Origin of the sequence: Novosphingobium sp. NBM11 (genome assembly GCF_015390225.1) — a bacterium.
In the GTDB taxonomy this organism is placed as follows: Bacteria; Pseudomonadota; Alphaproteobacteria; order Sphingomonadales; family Sphingomonadaceae; genus Novosphingobium.
In genome coordinates this window covers 2232043-2250046 of sequence record NZ_VUOG01000001.1, presented here as the reverse complement: position 1 = coordinate 2250046, position 18004 = coordinate 2232043, and the positions used below count along the sequence as shown (strand labels likewise).

19 protein-coding genes are annotated in these 18004 nt (G+C 68.7%); 4 read left to right on the top strand and 15 right to left on the bottom strand.

Annotation, left to right across the window (positions count from 1 at the left end; all coding sequences use genetic code 11):
- Positions 1 to 22 precede the first annotated feature (22 nt).
- Genes F1640_RS10755 through F1640_RS10745 form a run of 3 tightly spaced genes read right to left on the bottom strand, consistent with a single transcriptional unit; the run spans position 23 to position 2755 of the window.
- Positions 23 to 1018, bottom strand: coding sequence for an LLM class flavin-dependent oxidoreductase (locus tag F1640_RS10755; RefSeq protein ID WP_194919133.1), 996 nt, complete (start codon positions 1016 to 1018; stop codon positions 23 to 25).
- Complete coding sequence (locus tag F1640_RS10750; protein WP_194919131.1) at positions 1015 to 1980, bottom strand: lipopolysaccharide assembly protein LapB; 966 nt, start codon at positions 1978 to 1980, stop codon at positions 1015 to 1017. The genes F1640_RS10755 and F1640_RS10750 overlap by 4 nt, the downstream gene beginning before the upstream one ends.
- Before the next feature lie 10 nt (positions 1981 to 1990).
- The gene (locus F1640_RS10745) at positions 1991 to 2755 is read right to left on the bottom strand and encodes a carboxylesterase (protein WP_194921361.1); all 765 of its coding nucleotides are present in this window, start codon (positions 2753 to 2755) and stop codon (positions 1991 to 1993) included.
- Positions 2756 to 2821: 66 nt separating this feature from the next.
- Between F1640_RS10745 and F1640_RS10740 the strand changes: the two genes are divergently transcribed.
- Both F1640_RS10740 and thrS read left to right on the top strand, forming a co-directional pair.
- Entirely contained in the window at positions 2822 to 4156 is a 1335-nt protein-coding gene (locus tag F1640_RS10740; protein ID WP_194919129.1) for a glycosyltransferase family 39 protein, read from the top strand.
- Between the two features lie 220 nt (positions 4157 to 4376).
- On the top strand, positions 4377 to 6368 hold the full coding sequence (gene thrS, locus F1640_RS10735) for a threonine--tRNA ligase (RefSeq protein WP_194919127.1): 1992 nt from the start codon (positions 4377 to 4379) through the stop codon (positions 6366 to 6368).
- A 203-nt stretch (positions 6369 to 6571) separates the two neighbouring features.
- On the opposite strand, the gene dxs is transcribed toward thrS, so the two are convergent.
- A complete protein-coding gene (gene dxs / locus F1640_RS10730) occupies positions 6572 to 8533 on the bottom strand; it encodes a 1-deoxy-D-xylulose-5-phosphate synthase (RefSeq protein WP_194919125.1) in 1962 nt (653 codons plus the stop codon).
- A gap of 86 nt (positions 8534 to 8619) precedes the next feature.
- Between dxs and F1640_RS10725 the strand changes: the two genes are divergently transcribed.
- Positions 8620 to 9168 carry a GNAT family N-acetyltransferase gene (locus F1640_RS10725; RefSeq protein ID WP_194919123.1) on the top strand — a complete coding sequence of 183 codons (549 nt, stop codon included), beginning with the start codon at positions 8620 to 8622 and terminating at the stop codon, positions 9166 to 9168.
- Here the strand turns inward: F1640_RS10725 and F1640_RS10720 are convergent.
- From F1640_RS10720 to F1640_RS10695, 6 genes are all read right to left on the bottom strand, one after another.
- Positions 9165 to 9623, bottom strand: a complete 459-nt coding sequence (locus F1640_RS10720; RefSeq protein ID WP_125954344.1) for a Fur family transcriptional regulator — start codon at positions 9621 to 9623, stop codon at positions 9165 to 9167. The genes F1640_RS10725 and F1640_RS10720 overlap by 4 nt on opposite strands.
- 64 nt (positions 9624 to 9687) lie before the next feature.
- Positions 9688 to 10362: a peptide-methionine (S)-S-oxide reductase MsrA gene (msrA, locus tag F1640_RS10715; RefSeq protein WP_125954336.1), complete on the bottom strand. Its 675-nt coding sequence runs from the start codon at positions 10360 to 10362 to the stop codon at positions 9688 to 9690.
- Positions 10363 to 10364: 2 nt separating this feature from the next.
- Complete coding sequence (locus tag F1640_RS10710) at positions 10365 to 10598, bottom strand: hypothetical protein (protein ID WP_194919122.1); 234 nt, start codon at positions 10596 to 10598, stop codon at positions 10365 to 10367.
- Positions 10599 to 10769: 171 nt separating this feature from the next.
- Positions 10770 to 11552 carry an exodeoxyribonuclease III gene (gene xth, locus F1640_RS10705; RefSeq protein WP_194919119.1) on the bottom strand — a complete coding sequence of 261 codons (783 nt, stop codon included), beginning with the start codon at positions 11550 to 11552 and terminating at the stop codon, positions 10770 to 10772.
- A complete protein-coding gene (gene erpA / locus F1640_RS10700; protein ID WP_375336191.1) occupies positions 11549 to 11899 on the bottom strand; it encodes an iron-sulfur cluster insertion protein ErpA in 351 nt (116 codons plus the stop codon). The genes xth and erpA overlap by 4 nt, the downstream gene beginning before the upstream one ends.
- Before the next feature lie 54 nt (positions 11900 to 11953).
- A complete protein-coding gene (locus tag F1640_RS10695; RefSeq protein WP_124811378.1) occupies positions 11954 to 12388 on the bottom strand; it encodes a CBS domain-containing protein in 435 nt (144 codons plus the stop codon).
- 186 nt (positions 12389 to 12574) lie between these two features.
- Between F1640_RS10695 and F1640_RS10690 the strand changes: the two genes are divergently transcribed.
- Positions 12575 to 12874, top strand: coding sequence for a hypothetical protein (locus F1640_RS10690; RefSeq protein ID WP_124811379.1), 300 nt, complete (start codon positions 12575 to 12577; stop codon positions 12872 to 12874).
- A gap of 3 nt (positions 12875 to 12877) precedes the next feature.
- Here the strand turns inward: F1640_RS10690 and F1640_RS10685 are convergent, their stop codons facing one another.
- The 5 genes from F1640_RS10685 to F1640_RS10665 all read right to left on the bottom strand — a co-directional run bounded on the left by F1640_RS10685 (position 12878) and on the right by F1640_RS10665 (position 18004).
- The gene (locus F1640_RS10685; RefSeq protein WP_124811380.1) at positions 12878 to 13252 is read right to left on the bottom strand and encodes a ferredoxin; all 375 of its coding nucleotides are present in this window, start codon (positions 13250 to 13252) and stop codon (positions 12878 to 12880) included.
- Positions 13249 to 13680 carry a thioesterase family protein gene (locus F1640_RS10680; RefSeq protein ID WP_194919117.1) on the bottom strand — a complete coding sequence of 144 codons (432 nt, stop codon included), beginning with the start codon at positions 13678 to 13680 and terminating at the stop codon, positions 13249 to 13251. The genes F1640_RS10685 and F1640_RS10680 overlap by 4 nt, the downstream gene beginning before the upstream one ends.
- A gap of 3 nt (positions 13681 to 13683) precedes the next feature.
- A complete protein-coding gene (locus F1640_RS10675; RefSeq protein WP_194919115.1) occupies positions 13684 to 15876 on the bottom strand; it encodes a S9 family peptidase in 2193 nt (730 codons plus the stop codon).
- Positions 15877 to 15975: 99 nt separating this feature from the next.
- Complete coding sequence (locus tag F1640_RS10670) at positions 15976 to 16458, bottom strand: DUF2497 domain-containing protein (protein WP_124811383.1); 483 nt, start codon at positions 16456 to 16458, stop codon at positions 15976 to 15978.
- A gap of 43 nt (positions 16459 to 16501) precedes the next feature.
- Entirely contained in the window at positions 16502 to 18004 is a 1503-nt protein-coding gene (locus F1640_RS10665) for a TolC family outer membrane protein (protein WP_223806885.1), read from the bottom strand.

Genomic DNA, 18004 nt, shown 5'->3' with positions numbered 1-18004 from the left:
CGATGGTTTCGATTGATACCGGTCAGGCCGGTTCTGCCAAACTTTCCGCCGCCTGCATGGTCAGTTCGAGCGAGCGCCGGCGCAAGGCCGGATCGAAGGTGGAGCCGGACACGATCAGTTCGTCCGCCCGCGTCCGCCGCTGGAACGCGGCCAGCCGCTCGCGCACGGTAGCGACGCTGCCGATCGCGCTGACCTGCCGCATGTGCTCCAGCATGGCGAGCGCGGGGGCGGGCAGCGTATCGCGGTAGCCGGGCACGGGCGGCGGCAGCTTGCCCGGATTGCCGCTGCGCAGCCGCACGAACGACTGGTCCATGGAGGATGCCAGCAGCGCGGCCTCCTCGTCGGTATCGGCGGCGATCGCGTTGATCGCGGCCATGACATACGGCTTGGCAAGTGCATCCGAAGGCTGGAAACGATCGCGATAGAGCGACAAGGCCGCGTCGAGATGATCGGGCGCGAAGTGCGAGGCGAAGGCATAGGGCAGCCCCAGCGCGGCCGCCAGTTGCGCGCCGAACAGGCTGGAGCCCAGGATCCACAATTGCGGCTTCGCCCCCGCGCCGGGCGTCGCCTGCAAGGGCACCTGGCGGTCGCCGGCGAACTGGGCCTGCAATTCCACGACGTCCTGCGGGAAGTCCTCCGCCGCGCGATTCACTTCCTTGCGCAAGGCGCGCACGATGCGCTGGTCCGCGCCTGGCGCGCGCCCCAGGCCCAGGTCGATCCGCCCCGGATAGAGCGCATCCAGCGTGCCGAACTGTTCGGCGATCACCAGCGGGTTGTGGTTGGGCAGCATGATCCCGCCCGCGCCCAGCCGGATCGTGGAGGTATGGTGGCCCACATGGGCAAGCGTGACCGCCACGGCCGCGCCGGCGATCCCTTCCATGCCGTGGTGTTCGGCCACCCAGTAGCGCTGATAGCCGCAGCGCTCGGCCACTTGCGCGAGCAGGGCCGCCTCGGCGAGCGCCTGGCCTACCGTTCCGCCCTCGACCACGGGCACGAGATCGAGGACGGACAGTTTCATGACGGTTTCTTCTCCGGCTGCGTCGCCCCGGACGCAGGGCTGGCGGAAGGGGTGGCCCCTGATGTGGGCGCTGGTCCCAGTTGTTCAAGATAGCCTTTAGCCGTCTTCGCCTCGTCGCTGTCGGGCGCGGTGCGCACCACCGATTCCCAGCTCTTGCGCGCGGCCTCGTCGCGCCCGTCGAGAACCGCGATCACGCCCGCCTCCAGGCCGATGGCCGGGTCGGTCGCGTCGAGGTGCGCGGCCACTTCGATATCGCGTTGCGCGCGCGGCATGTCCTTGTTGCGGCGGGCGAGCGTGGCGGACAGCAGCCAGCCTTCGGCCAGATCGGGGGCCAGCCGGTGTGCCTCGTCCAGCGCGGTCGCCGCTTCGGCCGGGCGATCGAGCGCCACCAGCGCCCGCGCGCGATCGGTCTGGATATCGCCCAGCGCGGCGTTGTCGGCATAGCCGCGCACCGCCACCGCCTTGTCCAGCCAGACCAGCGCGCGATCGGGATGGCCGCCCGCCAGCGCGGCATTGCCCGCCATCGCCATCAGCGGCACCGCGGCCACTTCCTGCAGCATGGGCACGCCGGCGATGGCATCGGCGAAGGCCTGCTCTGCGGGATCGAACTGCCCCTGCTGGGTCAGGATGATGCCAAGGCACTGGTTGGCGCGCACGCGCTGTTCCGGATTCTGCCCTTCCGCCAGCCAGCCGCGCGCTTCGGCCAGCCCCATCGCCGGATCGTGCAGCGCCTTGGCGAGGCAGACCGACAGCCGGTCCGGCGCGCGCGGTTGCGGCGGGCTGGCGGGCGCGGGCGAAGGCGCGGAATCGGCGGGACGGTGGCGGCGGGGAATCGGCAAGGCGGCGCCTTCCTGGGGCGAGGGGTTGGGGCCGATCTGCATCAGCGCGGCGACCGGCATATGAAACCCGCCAGAAGCGGGAACAATCTGCGGGGTGAACATCAGGATCGGCAGGACCAGCATCACGCTTCCTTCAGGGGGCTTCCGCCACGCCCGCCCCCAGTGCCGACAGCGTATCCAGCAGGATCGCGATGTCTGCGGGGCGCGACAGGCGGTGGTCGCCGTCCTTGATCAGATGCACCTGCACGTCGGCTGAACGCAAGGCTGCTGCCAGCTTCAGCGAAAGCTCCCACGGTACGTCGGGATCGCGCTGGCCGTGCAGCAGGCGCACCGCGCCGTCGAAGGCGATGGTGCCGTCCAGCATCCGCCGCGCCTGCCCATCGGCCCAGAACGCCGGATGAGTCGGCGTGGGGTCGGGGCCATAGGGATTGTCCTCGAACACCGGCCGCCCCGCCGCCAGTTCCGCCTTCTGCGCGGCATCGTATCCCCAATCGGTGAAGTCCGGCGCGGCGGCGATGCCGACCAGCGCCTCGACCGTGCCCGGCAGCGCCTGGGCCACCAGCAGCATCAGCCAGCCGCCCATGCTGGACCCGATCACCACCGCGCGGCCGATCGCGTGCGCGCGGACCAGCGCGACCACCTCGTCCCGCCAGCGCGACAGCGTGCCGTCGGCGAAATTGCCCTCGCTTTCGCCACAGCCCGAATAGTCGAGCAGCAGGCAGGCCCGCCCCGCCCCGCGCGCCCAGGCCAGCACCGCCTGCGCCTTGCCGCCGGCCATGTCCGACATATAGCCCGGCAGGAACACCAGCGCCGGCTCGGCACCGGGCAGGAAGCGACAGGCGATGCGGCGGCCTTCCGGGCCATCGACCCTGGCGAGCGGAGCGATATCCTCGATCATCGCCGGCAGGGTTAGCCGGAAAGGCCACACAACGCCATCTTAACCCGGCCCTGCTAGCGCCGGATCATGACCGAATCCCGGACCATCGCGCTGCGGCGCTTCGCGGAAAGCCGCGCGGCGCTGGTGCTGCTCCTCGCGCTGTTCCTGGTGCCGCGCGCGCTGCTGATCCTGCTGGCGGTGGAGCCGACATCGGACGCGGCCTGGTACTATTCGCGCGCAGACATGCTGGCGCACGGGCTTGGCTACCTCGGCGATCATGGCGAACCGACCGCCTACTGGCCGGTGGGCTGGCCGCTGACGCTGGCGCTGGCGTTCCGCGCGTTCGGCACCTCGATCTGGACGGTCGGCCTGTTCAACCTCGCCTGCGCCGGCGTTACCGCGTGGCTCACGCTCGACCTTGGCCGTCGCCTTTCGGGTTCCGAACTGGCGGGCCGCGCCGCGCTGCTCCTGCTGGCGCTCTATCCCAACAGCGCGTTCTACGTGCCGCTGGCGCTGACCGAGGTGTTCTACACCATGCTGCTGCTCGCGGGTTGCCGCCTGCTGATCGCGCGGACGCCGATGGCGCTGATCGCGGCGGGGCTGGTGTTCGGCGTGGCGACGCTGGTCAAGGCGCAGACGCTGGTCGTCGTGCCGCTGGTCTTCGCCATCGCGCTGGGACGCGCGCCGGGCTTCTGGAAGCGCCTGCCCGCCGCCGTGGCGCAGGCCGCGCTGGTGATCGCGCTGGCCGCCGCCGTGGTCGCGCCGTGGACGGTGCGCAACCACCGCGTGCTGGGCGAATGGGTGGCGATCTCCACCAACGGCGGCATCACCCTGCTGACCGGCAACAACGATACCGCGCGCGGCGGGTTCACGCCCGAAGACCCGGTGGTCAAGGCGCTCGACGCGCGCACCGACCTCACCGAAACCACCTATGACGCCGAAGCCAAGCGGCTGGGCGTGGCGTGGATCAAGGCCCATCCCGCCGCCTTCGTCACGCTGATGCCGCGCAAGCTGGCGAAGCTGTGGGGGCCGGACGGCGAAGGGCTGTGGGCCTACGAGACCGGATCGAAGGCCTGGGCGCGCGCGCCGCTGGCCTTCCTCGCGCTCCGTGCCGCCAACCAGCTGTGGTATTTCGCCCTGCTCGGCCTGTTCGCCGCCGGGGCCGTGATCGAGCTGCGCCGGCGCGTGCGCGCCGGGCTGCGCCCGATCGACTGGTGGGTGCTGCCCTATGGCATCGCGCTCTATCCCAGCGCGATCGCGATGGTGTTCTCCGGCCAGTCGCGCTTCCACTATCCGGTGATGCCGTTCGTCTGCGTCACCGCCGGGTGGTTGCTGGCCCGCTGGCTGACGGGCTGGCTTGAGCGCCGCGCCAACGCGCCCGCCGTCAATTCCGCGCATGACTTTGCGCCCGTGGCCCGCTAAGAAGCGGCGCATGACGACGCTTCGCGCCATCACCACGACTACCACCACCCCGGGCAACCGGGGGCGGTTTCGCCTGCGCGCCTGACGCCGCAGCGATGCCGCCGCCCGGTTCGGGCGGATGGCGTCTCCTCCCGGACCGGCCTAAAGTTCCTGACGCCGCCCCTTCCGGCGCGCGCGGCCTTGTGCCAAAGCGCCAGACGCTGACAGCCAGAGAGTGCCCATGTCCGAGCTTCTGAAGATCACCCTGCCCGACGGTTCCGTGCGCGAAGTGGCGCCGGGCACCACCCCGGCGGACATCGCCGCCGCGATCGGGCCGGGCCTGGCCAAGGCGGCCCTCGCCGCGCGCGTCGATGGCGAGCTGCGCGACATCACGCGCCCGCTCGAAGCCGACGCGCAGCTCGCGCTCGTTACCGCGAGGGACGAGGCGGACGCGCTCGAACTCGTCCGGCACGATTACGCGCACCTGCTGGCGGAAGCGGTACAGGCGCTGTTTCCGGGCACGCAGATCACCTTCGGCCCGGCGACCGACGACGGGTTCTACTACGACTTCGCGCCAAAAGACCGCCCCTTCACCGACGAGGACCTGCCCGCGATCGAGGCGAAGATGCGCGCGCTGATCGCCGCCGACAAGCCGCTGCGCCGGGAGGTCTGGAGCCGCGAGCAGCTGATCAGCCGGTGGAAGCAGCAGGGCGAGACGTTCAAGGCCGAATGGGCCGCCGAACTGCCCGGCGACGAACCGCTGACGGTCTACTGGTCTGGCGACGACTGGCTCGACATGTGCCGCGGCCCGCACCTCGCCTCCACCGGCAAGCTCGATCCCCAGGCGTTCAAGCTGACGCGCGTGTCCGGCGCCTACTGGCGCGGCGACCAGAAGAACGCGATGCTGAGCCGCGTCTACGGCACCGGCTGGCTGAACAAGAAGCAGCTCGATGCCCACCTGCTCCGGCTGGAGGAAGCGGCCAAGCGCGATCACCGCAAACTGGGCGGAGAAATGGACCTGTTCCATCTCCAGCAGGAAGCGCACGGCAGCGTGTTCTGGCACCCCAAGGGCTTCCGCGTGTGGCGCGAGCTCGAGGCCTACATGCGCCGCGCGATCGACGCCGCCGGCTATCGCGAGGTCAAGACCCCGCAGGTGATGGACGCGCGCCAGTGGGAGCAGTCCGGCCACTGGGGCAAGTATCGCGAAAACATGTTCGTGATCCCCGACGAGGTGCCCAACACCGAGGACGATGGCCCGGTGATCTCGGGCGAGGCCGACTGGATGGCGCTCAAGCCGATGAACTGCCCGGCGCACGTGCTGATCTTCCGTCAGGGCATCAAGTCGTACCGCGATCTGCCGCTGCGGCTCTACGAGAACGGCTGCTGCCACCGCAACGAACCGCACGGCGCGCTGCACGGGCTGATGCGCGTGCGCCAGTTCACGCAGGACGATGCCCACATCTTCTGCCGCGAAGACCAGATCGTCGACGAAGTCCGTGCGTTCTGCGCGCTGGCCGACCGCATCTACAAGGACTTCGGCTTCACCTATTCGATCAAGCTGGCGCTGCGCCCGGAAAAGCGCTTCGGCACCGAGGCAATGTGGGACAAGGCCGAAAGCGAGCTGCGCGACGCGGTGGAGCGCGCGGGCCTTGCCACCGCGGAATACGGCTGGGAGGAATTGCCCGGCGAAGGCGCGTTCTATGCGCCCAAGCTGGAATGGCACCTGACCGACGCGATCGGCCGCACCTGGCAGGTCGGCACGATCCAGTCGGACCGCGTGCTGCCCGAACGGCTGGACGCGAGCTACATCGCCGAGGATGGCGAGAAGCACCGCCCGGTCATGCTGCACCGTGCGATCTTCGGCTCCTACGAACGCTTCATCGGCATCCTGATCGAACACTTCGCCGGCCGCCTGCCGGCGTGGCTTGCCCCGGTGCAGGCGGTGGTCGCCACGATCGTGTCGGAAGCCGACGACTATGCCCGCGATGCGCTGGCGCAGTTGCAGGCCGCCGGCATCCGCGCCGAAACCGACCTGCGCAACGAGAAGATCAACTACAAGGTGCGCGAACACTCGCTGCAGAAGGTCCCGTACCTGCTCGTCGTGGGCAAGCGCGAGGCGGAGGAAGGCACCGTCGCCATCCGCACGCTGGGCGAACAGCAGCAGAAGGTGATGCCGCTGGCCGAGGCGATCGCGCTGCTGAAGGGCGAGGCAACGCCGCCCGATTTGCGGTAGGATTAGGGGGCCATTGATCTCCGGCCCCCTTGGTTGGCGATTATATCCTCTTGCAAACGCGAAGCGTGAAAAAGCCCGCCCCGCTGCGACTAACGCCGCCTCCGGCAGCGCAAGTCTCGCTCCCCTCCCGCTGGCGGGAGGGGTTGGGGGTGGGCGACGCCTATTGTCGGCAAAGGCTGCAAGCGCCCGTTAGGTAATCCGCCTCAGGCTCTAGCCTCGAGCGTATCGTGCTCGACGCCTGTGGAGTTGTGCCGGAGGGCGTTGAGGACGGTATCGACGATCTGGGGGGCGTTGAGGCCGGCTTCGTCGTACTGCTTGTCGGGGTTGTCCTGGTCCTGGAACACGTCGGGCAGGCGCATGGTGCGGATCTTGAGGCCCCGGTATTCGCCATTGCCATCGGTCAGGCCCTGGTCGCTGGCCATGGTCAGCACGTGCGCGCCGAACCCGCCGATCGCGCCTTCCTCGATCGTCACCACCACTTCGTGGCTCGCCATCAGCCGCCGGATCAGGTCCTCGTCGAGCGGCTTGGCGAAGCGCAGGTCGGCAACCGTGGTGGCGAGGCCCTTGGCTTCGAGCTGGTCCGCCGCCTTCAGCGCCTCGGCCAGCCGCGTGCCCAGCGAGAGCAGGGCGACCTTGCCATGCGGGCGCTCGCCACCCCTTACGATCCGGCCCTTGCCGATCTCCAGCCTCTCCGGAACCTCGGGCAGCGCCACGCCGGTGCCGTTGCCGCGCGGATAGCGGAACGCGATCGGACCCGTGTCGTGGAGCGCCGCCGTGTGCGTCATGTGCACCAGTTCCGCCTCGTCCGCCGCCGCCATCACCACCATGTTGGGCAGCGTGGCAAGGTAGGTCACGTCGAAGCTGCCCGCGTGCGTCGCCCCATCGGCACCCACCAGCCCGGCGCGGTCGATCGCGAAGCGGACGGGCAGGTTCTGGATCGCCACGTCGTGCACCACCTGGTCATAGGCGCGCTGCAGGAACGTCGAATAGATCGCGCAGAACGGCCGCATCCCCTGCGCGGCAAGCCCCGCCGCGAACGTCACCGCGTGCTGTTCGGCGATGCCCACATCGAAGCTGCGTTCGGGGAACGCCTGCTGGAACTTGTCGAGGCCGGTGCCCGATGGCATCGCCGCGGTGATCGCGCAGATCGCGGGATCGCGCCGCGCCTCGGCCAGCAGGGCCTGCGCGAACACGCCGGTATAGCTCGGCGGTCCCGGCGGGGCCTTGGCCTGTTCGCCGGTGACGACGTTGAACTTCTGCACCCCGTGATACTTGTCCGCCGCCGCCTCGGCCGGGGCATAGCCCTTGCCCTTCTGCGTCACCACATGCACCAGGCACGGCCCCTCGGCCGCATCGCGCACGTTCTCCAGCACCGGGATCAGCTGGTCGAGGTTGTGCCCGTCGATCGGGCCGACGTAGTAGAACCCCAGCTCCTCGAACAGCGTGCCGCCCATCGCCATGCCGCGCGCGAACTCGTCGGTCTTGCGCGCGGCCTCGTGCAGCGGACGCGGCAGCTTGCGCGACAGCCGCTTGGCCAGCTCGCGCAGCTCCAGGAACGGGCGCGACGACACCAGCCGCGCGAGATAGGCCGAAAGCCCGCCCACCGGCGGCGCGATCGACATGTCGTTGTCGTTGAGGATCACCACCAGCCGGTTGCCGGCGGCCTGCGCGTTGTTCATCGCCTCGTAGGCCATGCCCGCCGACATCGCGCCATCGCCGATCACCGCGATGCCCTTGCCCGGCGCGCCCGACAGCTTGTTGGCCACGGCAAAGCCCAGCGCCGCCGAAATCGACGTCGACGAATGCGCCGTGCCGAACGGATCGTATTCGCTCTCCGACCGCTTGGTGAAGCCCGAAAGGCCGCCGCCCTGGCGCAGCGTGTGCATCCGTTCGCGCCGGCCGGTCAGGATCTTGTGCGGATAGGCCTGGTGCCCCACGTCCCACACCAGCCGGTCACGCGGCGTGTCGAACACATAGTGCAGCGCCACCGTCAGCTCCACCACGCCAAGGCCAGACCCCAGGTGACCGCCCGTCTGCCCCACCGCCCCGATCATCTCCGCCCGGACCTCGTCCGCCAATGCCCGCAAACGCGGCAACGGCCAGCCCCGAAAATCCGATGGCGATTCTACTCCCTCCAGCAAGGGACGATCTCGTTCTAACGACATCCCTGCGCCTTACACCCTTGCCCCCGGCCTGTCGATTGTGACAAGCCGGCAACGCCCGATGGAAAAATGCGATAAATGACCCGTCCATGACCGCGAAACCCGCCACGGGCGCCACCATCAGGCCCGCGCGCCTGACCGATCTTGCCGCGCTGAAAAGCGTGATGGACCTGGCGATCGGCACGCTGCAATCCGCGTTTCTTGCCGCCGCCCAGATCGCGGCCAGCCGGGCGGTGATGGGCCTGGACCGGCAGCTGGTGACGGATGGCACCTATTTCATCGCCGAAGCCGATGGCGCGCTGGCCGGCTGTGGCGGGTGGAGCCGGCGCGCGACGCTCTACGGCGGCGATCACAGCGCGGGCCTGCGCGAACCGCGCCTGCTCGATCCGGCCACCGAGGCGGCCCGCGTCCGCGCGATGTACACGCATCCGGCGTTCGCGCGGCGCGGCATCGGCCGGGCGCTGCTGGCCCATTGCGAGGCGGCGGCCCGCGCCGAAGGCTTCGCGCGCTGCGAACTGATGGCGACGCTGGCCGGCGAACCGCTTTACCGGGTGGCCGGGTACGATGTGATCGAGGAGATCGTGGACGATCGCGGCGGCGCCCCGGTGCCGCTCAAGCGCATGGGGAAAGTGCTTTAACCGCAATCCCCGCAGCGGCCGCGGATTTCCACCACCGGCCGCACATCGGCGAAGCCCGCATCCTGCGCCGCCTGGCGCAAGGCACCGGTCAGGCGATCGTCATCGATATGGATCGTATGCCCACACGAATCGCAGATCAGGAAGATGCAATCGTGCCGGCAACCGGGATGGCTGTTCGCGACATAGGCGTTGGCGCTTTCCACCCGCCGGGCCAGGTTGGTGCGCACGAACAGGTCGAGGATGCGATAGACGCTGTTGGCGGCCACACGCTTGCCCCGCCGCGCGCCCACGGTTTCGGCGATGTCATAGGCCGAGGCGGGCTTTTCCCGTTCGGCCAGCGCTTCGAACACGTCGGCGCGCATGTCGGTCCATTGTTCGCCCGAGGCGACGAGAACGTCACGCGCGGCGCCGACCAGCGTGTCTCCGACATGTTCGTGATGATGATGCCCCGGCATGTGCCCTAGATAGGAGCGCCGCACGCCCGGTGCAATCGCCCCGGAGCCATTGCGCCAGCCGGCCTCAGTTCACCGTGAACGAAGCTTTCCAGAACTGCGGGAACGTGCGCTTCAGCGCATCGACCTTGGGCACGTCCCAGCGGCGGATATAGCCGTGATCGGGGTTCCGCAGCATGAAATCCTGGTGATAGGCCTCCGCCGCGTAGAACCCGCGGTTGGGCTCGATCGCGGTGACGATCGGCGCGCGCCACAGGTTCGTCCGCCGCAGCTGCGCGACATAGGCGGCGGCCACGCGCGCCTGTTCCGGGCTTTGCGGCACGATGGCGTTGCGGTACTGCGTGCCGACGTCCGGCCCCTGCCGGTTGAGCTGGGTGGGGTCGCTGGCGACGCCGAAGAAGATCCGCAGCAGCTCGTCATAGCGGATGCGCGCCGGATCGTAAGTGATCCGCACCGATTCCGCATGGCCGGTGCGCCCGGTGCTGACGGTTTCGTACCGCGCCTCGCGCGCGCCGCCGCCTTCGAAGCCCGATACCACGCTGGTCACGCCCTTCACGTGGCTGAACACCGCCTCCATGCCCCAGAAGCAGCCGCCGGCGAATACCGCCGTGCGCCGTCCGGGCGCCTCGCTGGCCTTCACCGCCGCTTCGGGCGTGGCGACCACGCCTTCGGCCTGCGCGGGCTGCTGGCAGGCGGCCAGCACGAGCGCGAGCGCAACGGCCAGGCCCGGTGCCCGCCGCATTATCACCGCGCTCCGGACGCGGGCGCGGCGGCCTGCGCCCCGCCTACCGCGACGCCCACCGCCGCGCCCGCCTTGGCGCTTTCCGCGCGCACGTCCGAGCCGATCGAAAGCGCCATGCCGGCCGTACCGATCAGGAAGCCGACGAGGAGAGCACGGAAGAAGTCAGGCGTGAACAGGCCCATGAGGGGATCTCTTGGCAATGGCGGCAGGGCGCCCTGGGAACGTATGTCGATCATGCCCGGTTCTTCGCCGCCGCGCTGTGAAGCGTTACACAGCCGGCGACATTTTGCGGAGCAACACGGCGCGGCCCACGTAGGGAGCCTTGTCGGCAGGACAAGAGGCATTCGACGATCGACATGGTCGATCCGGTCCAAATGCGACGAACGGAGGATGCCGGAAGCGGCCTTTCAGGCGCGCAGGCTGACCCATATGGGCGCGTGGTCGCTCGCCTTCTCGCGCCCGCGATAGGCCTTGTCGACTCCGGCCGCCACCAGCCGGTCGGCCAGTTCGGGCGAGAGCAGCGCGTGATCGATGCGGAAGCCGTGGTCGCGCTGCCACGCGCCGGCCTGATAATCCCAGAACGTCCACACCCCGCCGCGCGGGTTGTGCAGGTCGATCGCGTCGGTCCAGCCATCGTTGATCAGGCGGCGATAGGCATCGCGCGATTCGGGCTGCATCAGCGCGTCGGTGGCCATTGCGCGGACCGAGAACGTGTCCTTGTCCTCGGGAATCACGTTGTAATCGCCGATCACCAGCGCGGGGAGCTCCTGCGCGGCAATCTCGGCCATGCGGGCGCGGAGGCGCTCCATCCAGCGCAGCTTGTAATCGAACTTCGGCCCCGGCTGCGGATTGCCGTTGGGCAGGTAGATGCACACCACGCGCAGCCCGAACACGTCGGCTTCGAGATAGCGCGCATGTTCGTCGTCCGGATCGCCGGGCAGCCCGCGGTGCGCTTCCACCGGCTTCTCGCCATCCGCCAGGATCGCCACGCCGTTGAAACCCTTCTGGCCGTGCCAGATGGCGTGGTAGCCGATCTTTTCGAACTCCGCGGCGGGGAAACCTTCGTCCTGCGTCTTGATCTCCTGCAGGCAGGCGACCGCGGGGCGGGTTTCCTCCAGCCATTCGAGCAGGCGCGGCAGGCGCGCCTTGATGCCGTTGATGTTGAAGCTGGCAACCTTGAGCGTGTTCATACCGCGAAAGAGGAGCCGCAACCGCAGCCCGATGCCGCGTTGGGATTGGTCACGCGGAAGGCCGAACCGCCCAGCGATTCGACATATTCGACCACGCTGCCCGCCAGCAGATCGAGGCTGACCGGATCCACGACCAGCCGCACGCCGTCGGTCTCCGCGATCGAATCGTCGTCCTGCGCCACTTCGTCCAGCCCGAAGCGGTACTGGAAGCCCGAACAGCCGCCGCCTTCCACCGAAAGCCGGAGAATGGCGGGCTTGCCCTGCTTCGCGGCGATCGCGGCGATGCGGGTGGCTGCACTGGGTGCAAGCGAGACGGCGGGTTCGGTCATGCCCGACAAGATAGGCATGGTCGGCCCGTCACTCAAGCGGCGCCGTCAGACTCCCGGATTTCAGACTCCGCTTCAGGCCTGCTGGATATAGACCCGCATGGCGTCCGCCTCGGCCTCGATGCGGTCGATGCGGTACTTCACCAGATCACCGATCGAGACGAAGGCGACCATCCGTCCGTTCTCGACCACCGGCAGGTGGCGGAACCGCCGCCGCGTCATCAGCGCGAGCGCTTCCATGACCGACGTGTCCGGCGCGATCGTGATCACCGGCGCGGTCATCACGTCGCGCACTTTCATCCGCAACGCATCGGCGCCGTGGTTCTGCAGCGAATACAGCACATCGCGTTCGGAGAAGATGCCGGCCACGCCGTCCCCATCGCCATCCTGCACGGGAAGCGCGCCGATGCGCTTCTTCGCGAGCACTTCAACCGCATCGGCCACGGTATCTTCGGCATGGCACCGCCACACCTCCGCTCCGCGCCCGGCAATCAGCCTGGCAATGGTCATGACGCTATCCTTCCCCGTTAGGTGCAACCTCTTCCTGATCCGGGCTTGCCGGTCCCCGCCCCGGCTTGCGCCATCGCGGTTCGCTGCCCGTTCGACCGATCATGCCACCATCGCGGTGACAGTAAAGAGCGTTGACGGCGAAAGCGATTGCCAGCCCCTGCCGCGCGGCGCATGGAGAGCCGCGATATGCCCAGAATATCCCCGCTCGACGACCCCGCGAACGCCCGCTTCGCCTGGGCGCGCTATTTCCGGCTGATGCGCTGGATGGGGCTGGTCACGCTGTGCGTGATCGCGATGGTCGCGACCTATCTCTACGAGGTGGTCGGCTTCGTCTCGATCCATCTCTACATCGCGATCACCCTGGGCATCGGCCTGACGATGATGCTGATGGCGGCGCTGATGGGGCTGGTTTTCCTGTCCAGCGGCACCGGGCATGACGAGGCGATCGAGGACCCGTTCGAGCACGACGAAGGGTGGGGCGGATAGGCTTCAGCCTGCCGGCGGATTGAGCCGGTAATCCTCCACCGGCACGCCGCCGATCAGGTGTTCCTGAAGGATCCGCTCCAGCACCGGCGGCGTGCAGGAATGATACCACACGCCTTCCGGATAGACGACCGCCACCGGCCCGGCGAGGCACACGCGCAGGCATCCCGCCTTGTTGCGCAGCACGCCCGACGATCCGCCCAGCTTCAGTTCGCCCAGCCGCTTCTTGAGGAAGGCCCAGCTTTGCTGCCCCACTTCGCGCGGGCAGCACTTGTCCTTTTCCGGATCGACGCAGAGGAAGATATGCCGGCGCGGCGCGAAGCCGCCCAGCTTTTCCAGCGCGCTTTCGGCCTGGGCCAGTTCTTCGGGTGAAACGGTCATGCGCGGAGCATCCATTGATCGATCGCGGCACGCGCCGCATCGGGGAGCGGGTGGGGCCTGTCCCCGTCGACGCAGACGATCACGGTCCGCGCGGTGGCGACGGCGGCATCGCCCTGCACCAGCAATTGCTGCACGGTCCAGCTCGTCCGCCCGATCGCGACCGCGCCCACGTGGCAGCGCAGCGGCTGCGGGTAATGCCCCTGAGCCAGATAATCGATCGAAACGCTCGCCACCATCGCGCGCAGCGGGCGGATTACGGTGCGGAAGCCCAGCGCCTCGTTGAAGCGCACGCGCGCATCTTCCAGCACCGCCGCTATGGCCACATTGTTGATGTGATCGTTGGGATCGAGATCGGCGAAGCGGGTCGTGATTTCGAGGTCGAACGGATAGCGCGCGGCATCGAGCAGCGCCGGATCGGGTTTCGCCACGGCTCAGTCTGCCTTTCCGCCGCCCGTCTCGCCGCCCGCCCGGCCGCCACGATGCAGCCAGCGATCCAGCCAGGCGAACACCGTCTCATGCCATTGCAGTGAATTCTTCGCCTTGAGCACCCAATGGTTCTCGTCGGGGAAGACCAGCAGTTCGGACGGTACCTTGCGCATCTGCAACGCGGTGAAGGCTGCAAGGCCCTGGGTATAGGGAATGCGGAAGTCCTTCTCGCTCGTCACCACCAGCATCGGCGTCTTCCACTTGGCCACGTGGTTCACCGGGTTCCACTTCTCGAACTCCTCGGGCGCCTCGTGATAGGCGTGTCCGCCGTGTTCCCATTCGTCGAACCACAGCTCCTCGGTTTCGTAGGCCATGGCACGCGCGTCGAACACGCCATCGTGCTGGACGATGCACTTGAACTTGTCGGGCCACTGGCCCTCGATCCAGTTCATCATGTACCCGCCATAGGACGCGCCCATCGCGCAGGCGTTGCCATCGTCGATCTGGGGATCGGCCGCCGCCGCCGCGGCCAGGCCCTTCTGCAGATCCTCCAGCGGCTTGCCGCCCCAGTCGCGGTTGATGGCATCGACGAAGGCCTGGCCGTAGCCGGTGGAGCCGTGGAAATCGATCGCGACCACGGCATAGCCCTGGCTCGCCACGACACGCGCGTTCCAGCGGTTGGACCAGCCGTCGTTGAACGAACCCTGCGGTCCGCCATGGACATAGAGGATCGCCGGCAGCTTGCCGGTGGTACCGGCGGGCTTGGTCACCCAGCCCCACACGGTATCGCCGTTCGCGCCCGTGAAGCTGAGGCGGCGGGTCACCACCGGGGCGCGTTCAGCCATGGTCGTGGCCGCCACGTCGGTCACGCGCAGTCCCGGCTTGCCCGCCTTCGCCACATAGAGCTCGGCAGGCGCGTCGATCGTATCGCGCAGGAACACCACCCTCCCGTCTTTGAGCGGCAGGACGTTGCTGATGTGCCCTTCGCGCGCCTTGTCGGGCGACAGCGCCAGCCGCGCAACCTTGCCGCTCGCCGCGTCGATGCGGAACGCGGGCGTATCGAGCACGTCCTCGGCCGTGGCGATCAGGGCCTTGCCGTCGGGCGTCCAGGTCAGCGACGCGACCGAACGGTCCCAGCCCCCGGTCAGCGCGCGATCCTCGCCAGTGGCCAGGTTGCGCAGGTGAACGACCAGCCGGTCGCTTTCATAGCCGGGCCGCGCCATCGCGGCATAGGCCAGCCATTTGCCGTCGGGTGAGACCGCCGGCATCGTGTCGGTCGCCGCGTTGGCGGCGGTCAGGTTGTTCGGCGCGGAACCATCGACCGGCGCCCACCACAGGTCGATGTTGGTCGAATGCGGCTCGTTCCGGTCGGCCTGCCGCGCGGCATAGATCACCGCGCGTCCATCGGCGCTCCACGCGATTTCTCCGCCATCGCCGAACGGCTTGGTCGGCGCATCGCCGACAAGGCCGCCCTGCGCCGGATCGCCATCGAGCGCGCGGCCGCTGTCGGTATCGATCCGCCCGTCGGCCCCCAGCGCGAAGGCGAACACGCGGCTGTAGTTGCCCGGTGTCTCCCATGCGTCCCAGTGCCGGACGAACCCCACGCCGTCCTTGTAAAGCCGCCCCGTGCCCGGCCCCGGCAGGCTGATGTTGCCATCGCCGGCGCACCCGCCGAACGTGGGACAGCTGCGCGCGATATCGCCCCACACGGCCAGCCGCCGGCCATCGGGCGAAAGCTTGAACCCGGCGACATCGGCCTTGAACGCCGTCACCTGCCGCGCGCTGTCGGGCGTGGCCGGCCGCACCGACCAGACTTGCGTGGTCGCGGCTGTGTCCGTGGCCGCACCGGCGGGCTTGCGGTCCGACAGCAGCCACAGCGTGCCGTCCGCCGCGAAGGCCGGATCGCTGACCGATCCCTCCCACGCCAGCTTCACCGGCGGCGCCTTGGCGTCGGTCAGCGATCTCAGCCAGATTGCCGTGGTACGCTTGTAGGTGACGGGATCGGTGGTGGTCACGGTATAGGCCGCCCATGCTCCGTCGGGCGAAACCGTGGCCGAACCCAGCCGGTTCAGCGTGACGAGGTCCTGCGCCGACATTGGCGGCGGAGCGGCTCCGGCGGCAGCGGATGCCGTGTTGGCGAAAAGGGGCGAAACGAGGCAGGCGGCCAGCAGCGCCGCGCGAAGCGAAACGGTTTTCATGGAAACCGGGTTAGCGGCTCCGCCATCGAAGGCAAAGCGAATCGGCAGGAACGCGAATCGGGTCCCTGCCCTTCCGGTCCCTCCGAACCGGACGGCGGGTCAGCTCTTCTTGCCGACGATCCGCGTGATTTCGGCGGCGACCATCCGTTCGACCATGCCTGGCAGGTTCTTTTCCAGCCATTCGGACAGCATCGGGCGCAGCATGTCGCGCACCATGCCTTCCAGCGAGGTCTCGCCCGAGCGGACGATCTGCGGCTGGGCGCCTGGTTGCGCCAGCATCGACAGAGCCGCCAGCGAATCGCGCATGGAAACCGCGGCGGTTTCCGGAAGCAGCGGCGCGTCGTCCTCGTCCGTCATGGCATCGCCCTCGTCTTCGCACGCGTCCCCCGCCAGCAGGACCTCGGCGTCCTCCTCGGCAAGATCCAGAACATCGGCCGGGCGCGCGGCAAGAGCGGCGGGTGTCGGTACGGGCGCTTCGCGCCGCGCGCGCGCCTGCGCGGATTCAGCACGGTTATCCCGCGCGATCACCTTCTTGATCGATTCGAGTATTTCCTCGACCGAAGGTTCACCAGCCTGCCGCATCGCCTTTTCGCACCCCTGAAACAGACGCTCCGAATCCCCGCCGTTACGGAGCAGTCTGAGCAGGAATTGTCGCATCCTGGGCCGGTGTGTCAACGGTGCGTGTGGATTGGGCGACAGGTGCGGGATCGTGTGCCCAGTCCCATATGTTGTTCCGGACCCGGTCGTAGTTGACTTCGGGATCGTAGAGCACGCCGCCGTCCAGCCCCAGATCCTTGGCCTGCGCCTTGCCTATGGCGGACAGCAGGTTGAAACCGGCGACATAGGCATTGCGCCGCGCGGTAACGAGCTGGACCTGCGCGTTGAGCAGTTCCTGTTCGGCGTTGAGGATGTCGAGAATCGTGCGGTTGCCCACGGTGTTTTCCGCGCGCACGCCTTCCAGGCTGAGCGCCGCGGCGTCCACCGCCGTCTGGTTCATCGTGATCACGTCGTTCGCCGCCTTCCACGAGGAATAGGCGGCGCGCACGGTGGCGATCACTTGCCGTTCGACGCCGATCTCCTGTTCCAGCGCCGCGCCTTCGCGCGCCTGCGCCTGGCGGATCTGCGCGGCAGGCAAACCGCCCTGGAACAGCGGGATCGTGGCCCGCACCCCGGCCTGCGCCGTGGTGTAGGGCTGGACCGACACGACCTGGTTATTTTCGGCAAACTTCAGCGAGTTGACGTAGTTGTAGTAATCGCCCGTCGCGAACAGCGAGAGCTTGGGCAGGCGCGATGCGCCGGCCGCCTTGGTGTCGAAGCCGGCGGCCTTGCTCTGTTCCTGCGCGGCCTGGAGATCGGGATTGTTGGCCAGCGCAATCTGCACCGCATCGTCGGGCGTGGCCGGCAGGCCGGGCAGCGGCGGCGGCGCTTCCAGATCGGCCGGCACCTTGCCCACCACCTGGATGTAGGTTTCGCGGCTGGTAACGAGATTGGCCTCGGCCTGCCGCAACTGCCCGCGCGCCAGCGCGAGGCGCGAGTTCGATTGCGCCACGTCGGTCCGGGTCACGTCGCCGATCTCGAAGCGGTCGCTCGTCGCCTTCAGGTTCACTTCCAGAACCTGCACGTTGCTGCGGTTGAGGCCGACGATCGCCTGATCGCGGATCACGTCCATGTAGGCGGCCACGGTCTGGCTGAAGACGCCCGATTCGGTGCCGCGCAGGCTGGCCTGGCCGGCCAGCACGCGGGTTTCGGCGGCATGGACCGAATTGCGCACGGACCCGCCCGAATAGACCGGCAGACCCGCGTTGACTTCGCCCACCAGCACGCGCGCCGGCGCGGTGAACGAGACCGGGCTGTTCTTGACGAATTCGGTATAGGTCGCGGTACCTGCCAGGCTGGGCAGGCCCGGAGCCTTGGCGGCGGCGACACCCGCGTCGGTGGCGCGCTGGTTGGCGCGCGCGGCCTGCAGCGTGGGGTTGGTGTTATAGGCCCCGACCAGCGCCTCGCGCAGGTCGTCCGCCAGGGCAGGGGCGGCCGGAAGCGCCAGCGCCGACCCGAACGCCGACCCCAGCAGGGTCGCGCGCAGCCAAGCGCTTCCTCGTCCGGCCCTGTCCCTCCCCATTTTCGTCAT